A 4,742-nucleotide genomic window follows, 5' to 3' on the forward strand; every position below is an offset into this window, starting at 1 on the left:
GCCTTCGGCATCCAAAATATTCAGACGGCCTGAGTCAGTCATTTTACCAATTCGGGCGACCGGTACGCCACTTTGTTCCGCTACCTGATAAACGCGTTCCCTATCTTCTGGAGCAGCAGTAAAAATCAGTTCGTAATCATCGCCGCCGGCTAATACCGCCGACAACCATTGTTCGCGCGACAAAACGTTTTTCAATTCAGGCAACGACGGCACACAATCGGCAAATATTTCCGCCCCGACAGCAGAGGCTTTTAAAATATGCCCCACATCTTGAGCCAGGCCGTCTGAAACATCTTGCGCGGCATGGGCAAACGGCAACAATGCCTGCCCCAATGAAACGCGCGGTTCCGGACGGAGCAATTTATCATCGCAAACTGCCATGATTTCAGACGGTAATTGATAATGCCCCAGATGTTTGTTCAAAGCAGCGGCAGCCAAACCCAACCGACCCGATACCCAAATATCGTCGCCGACTTCGGCCGCATCACGCCGCAGGGCATTCCCTGTCGGAACTTCACCTACTATTGTTACATTAAAGACCAAATCGCCTTTGGTGGTATCGCCACCAATCAACACCGTATCAAAACGCGCGGCCAAAGCAAAAAAGCTATCGCAAAAACGTTTGAGCCAGTCTTGATTCAATTCAGGCAGCGCAGCACTGAGCAACACCCAACGTGGTTTGGCACCCATAGCGGCCATATCGGATAAGTTTACTGCAAGCATTTTCCATGCCAAATCTTCAGGTGAAACATCTTCAAAAAAATGTCTGCCCTTAACCAACATATCAGCGCTAAAACATAAATCAAATCCGTTACTTGGGCGAATAATAGCGGCATCGTCCCCTATGCCCAAAATCAAACCTTCCGATTTTTGTCGCTGCAAATATTGTCTGATAAAGTCAAATTCCGTCATATTTATCCAATACAACTATAACTTAGATTACTATATCTAATTTTGTGCCAGCCTGATGTTTGCCTGCTAAAACGTCAAACATTACACTTCAACATTATTTAGATATAAAACTCAATAAGTTAAAGGCCGTCTGAAAATATAGATTTCAGACGGCCTCATGTTCTCAAACCACTCTGAGCAGGTAGATTTACAGATAGACGATTTCGCCTGTCCGCCCCCTGCTCTCTTGACTTGCCCACCAAATAAATTGCGGCAGGACATCTTCGTAGTTTTTACGTTCGCTTTTCGATTCGCCCGGATGCGATTTAATACGTTGCGGCGAATTGATGGCGCCCGGCACCAAAACATTGGCACGCAGGTTGTCAAAACGTTCCCACTCGTCCGCGGCCACTTTACACAAATAATTGAGCGCAGCTTTGGAGGCACCGAAACCGCCCCAATAGGCTTGCGGTTTTTCGCCGTGGCTTTCGCCGACAAAAATCACAGAAGCATCTTCGGATTGCTTCAACAATGGGAACAGCGCACGGGTCAAACCCATAGGCGCAACGGTGTTGATACGGTATTGGTTGACCCATTCCGATACGGTTTGAAAATCCAATGGCGACAAGGCATAGAAATAGCTGGCACAATGTACCACGCCATCCAATTTTCCGCCGGTCGCTTCATCAATAGTCTCCGCAAATTGCTTAAACTCTTTCTCCTCCGCGCTCATCAAATCAAAGCAGATGGCAAACGGCTCAGGGCTGCCCGCAGCCACAATGGCATCATATACTTTTTCCAAACGCTTTTGATGACGCGCCACCAAAATGACAGTCGCTCCGGCAGCCGCATAGGCTTTGGCAACCTGCTCGCCCAAGCCTTGGGATGCGCCGGTAATCAAGATGGTTTTGTTCGCTAATGTCGTCATGACTTTTCCTTGAACTTTATGGTTTTGGATATTGTATCGGCTTGGTAAGTTTTGTAAAGTCAAAAAGGCCGTCTGAACATTCAGACGGCCTCAGTTTATTCAACCCGCAAATCCAGCATAAGTTTTTCAGCCGCAGCAAAGCCCGACTGAACCGCAGCTTCCAATGTTGCCGGATAACGCGGATGGAGATAGTCGCCGGCTGGATAAATACGGCGATGATGCAACCATGAGAAATCAGGTTGTACAAAATCAACCGTTGCCGCCGTAGTCGCGCGTTTTTCAGTAATAATGCGTACGGCTTCAGGCGTACCCAAATCCGGACAAATCCGCTTAATGTCCGCATGAATTTTCTCGGCTAAATCTTTATCCTTCCGTGCCTCGGTGTAATCGGAAACGCTGATGACGACCGCGACTTCATTATCCGGCAAACCCAACGCCCCCCGATGTAACACCCATTGCGCCGCACCATCAAAAAATCCCGTTAAAGGCGCAGGTAGTTTGACTGCTTGTGCATAACGCAAATAAACCGTAGTAATCGCATGGTAATGCAACGATTGATAGGCCGTCTGAATATAGTCAGGCGTATCTTCAGGCAGAAGTGCGTCAACATGATATGGTGCAATAGCCAAAACAACCGCATCAAATACTTCGCCATTGATTTCAACTCGGCCATCGATATGATGGTTTAAATGGGAAATACGAGTTTCAAGATGTATTTCTGCACCATGCTTGTGCAGAAAATCCAAAGCCGGTTCGGCTACGATCCGCCCTAAATCCTGCTTAGGCAAAAGATAATCGCTGTTCGCCTTTTCAGACCACACGCCATCATTCAATACATTACATAAAATGCGCAACGATGCCTGTTCTAACGGCGTATTTAAAGCACCCCAAACCAAAGGTTGCCAAAATTGCCCAAGCAGGCTGCGCGGAACATTTCGTGTTCTCAACCACTTTGCAACCGTCAAATCGGTTTTATGATGATCAGCCCAACGTTGCAATGCCGACATATCCGACAGCAATTTGATTTTCAATGAAAAAGAAAGATTTTTAGCACGCAGGATACCGACAAGCAAATGCCAAGGCGCAGGCAGAGAGGCCGTCTGAAACTGCAATCCCTCATGAATGTACCATCGCAAAGGCTGGCGTAAAAAGGCTGATTCAGGTTGAACGCCGATATGTTGCATCAAAGTTTGAACACCATGATACGCACCCAACAAGATATGCTGCCCATTATCCAAAAAGCTGAATCCACCATCTTTCCCAGCTATGCTACGCGCCCTACCACCAGCCTGTCTCCCAGCCTCAAACAAAGAAATATCGGCTCGATGAATCAGGGAAACCGCCGCAGACAAACCTGCCCAACCGGCACCAATTACAGCAATTTTTGGACGCTTAGTCTTCATGGTTTAAATCCAAACAGCCAAGTTTTCAAAGCAATACGTTTTTTACGGGGAGAAGGAATCGCAATTTTATAAGTCAACACATTTTGCGCACCATCACGGTCAATTTCATTCAACAACGCATAATAAATAGCCGCCATAATCAGGCCGACTTTTTGTGATTTCTTATCCTCAGCCGGCAAAAGCAACATCGCTTCACGATAAGTTTCACGCGCCCTATTCACTTGAAACTGCATCAATTGTGCAAAATTTTCTGTCGGTTTGCACTGCATAATTACGTTGGCAGGTACGTCAAACTTCTGCATTTCCTCTATCGGCAGATAAATTCTTCCTTGTCGCGCATCTTCGCCCACATCACGAATAATGTTCGTCAACTGCAAAGCCAAGCCCATTTTGTCCGCATATTCCAAAGTTTTCAGATTGGAAAAACCTAAAATCCGCGCAATAAGACGCCCCACAACTCCGGCAACACGGTGACAATACAGCTTTAATTCATCAAAACTACCATAACGAGCCTGCTCCAAATCCATCTGCATGCCATCAATCAAGGCCTCAAATTCATTCTTCGGCAAGTCAAAATTTTCCCGAATATCTTTTAAAGCCTGATGAACGGGATGCTCAGGCATCTCATTATTAAACACTTTCTCCAAATCACTGCGCCACCAGTTCAACGTTATCTGAGCTACATTTGGATCGGTACAGCTATCAACTACATCGTCTAGTTCGCGACAAAAAGCGTATAAAACAGTGATCGCATTCCGTTTTTCTACCGATAAAAAACGAAAGCCGGATAAAAAACTGGAATGGCTTTCGGCAACCTTTTGATGACAATAATCCAAAGCAAGCACTGTGTATCCTAAAAATATCGTTATAAATAATTAGCAGGGATTTTATCTGTATTTAAAAAAGTACGCCAATATCAAAAATTCATCTTACAACAAGGCCGTCTGAAAGCTAATCTTAAGTATCTTTCAGACGGCCTAATATCTTACGTTGCCAAGATCGAAACCAGCAGCATCACCACCAGCAGCTGTATCAAGGAGTAGCCCCTCTGCACAGTTGCCCTATCCCATTTTCTGTCAAATGCCTTTAAGTACATATCTTTCTTCCCTTTATCTTCTATATCTCTATCCAACAAGAGGCACCCTATCCGTTTATCCCTTCACCCCATGTAAAGTCTCCACTGGTTCAAGTTTTATTCCCACCCCCAAACAAAGCCGCCCCGTGGCCCAACCGGCAAACGGTTCGGCCTCGGGGCGGCATATACGGCACAAACGTCCGTCAGACTTATTTTTTCACGGCAGGCTGCGCGGCCTTAGGCGCGGCAGAAGAAACCGTCGCCTCCGCCTTCAACTTGTTCAGCACCGCATCACCGATGCCCTTCACGTTTTTCAGCTCCTCCACCGATTTGAACGCACCGTTCTTCTGACGATATTCCACAATCGCTTTCGCCTTAGCCGGGCCGATACCCGGCAATGCCTCCAGTTCGGCAGAAGAGGCCGTATTGACGTTCACGGCAGCCA

5 protein-coding genes are annotated in these 4,742 nt (G+C 46.7%); all 5 read right to left on the reverse strand.

The window, feature by feature from the left end; all coding sequences use genetic code 11:
- Positions 1–912 (reverse strand): thiamine-phosphate kinase (thiL, locus tag ACTHS3_RS10240; RefSeq protein WP_440367903.1); only part of this gene is annotated, 912 nt, incomplete at its 3' end.
- A 187-nt stretch (positions 913–1,099) separates the two neighbouring features.
- The gene (locus tag ACTHS3_RS10245) at positions 1,100–1,819 is read right to left on the reverse strand and encodes an SDR family oxidoreductase (protein ID WP_003682583.1); all 720 of its coding nucleotides are present in this window, start codon (positions 1,817–1,819) and stop codon (positions 1,100–1,102) included.
- Positions 1,820–1,914: 95 nt separating this feature from the next.
- Positions 1,915–3,222 carry a hydroxysqualene dehydroxylase HpnE gene (gene hpnE / locus ACTHS3_RS10250; RefSeq protein ID WP_004520627.1) on the reverse strand — a complete coding sequence of 436 codons (1,308 nt, stop codon included), beginning with the start codon at positions 3,220–3,222 and terminating at the stop codon, positions 1,915–1,917.
- The gene (gene hpnD / locus ACTHS3_RS10255; RefSeq protein WP_004520626.1) at positions 3,219–4,067 is read right to left on the reverse strand and encodes a presqualene diphosphate synthase HpnD; all 849 of its coding nucleotides are present in this window, start codon (positions 4,065–4,067) and stop codon (positions 3,219–3,221) included. The genes hpnE and hpnD overlap by 4 nt, the downstream gene beginning before the upstream one ends.
- 439 nt (positions 4,068–4,506) lie before the next feature.
- Positions 4,507–4,742: ComEA family DNA-binding protein (locus tag ACTHS3_RS10260; protein ID WP_440367906.1), on the reverse strand; the 236-nt coding region annotated here is incomplete at its 5' end.

The sequence above is a fragment of the Neisseria sp. P0009.S007 genome (assembly GCF_051962515.1).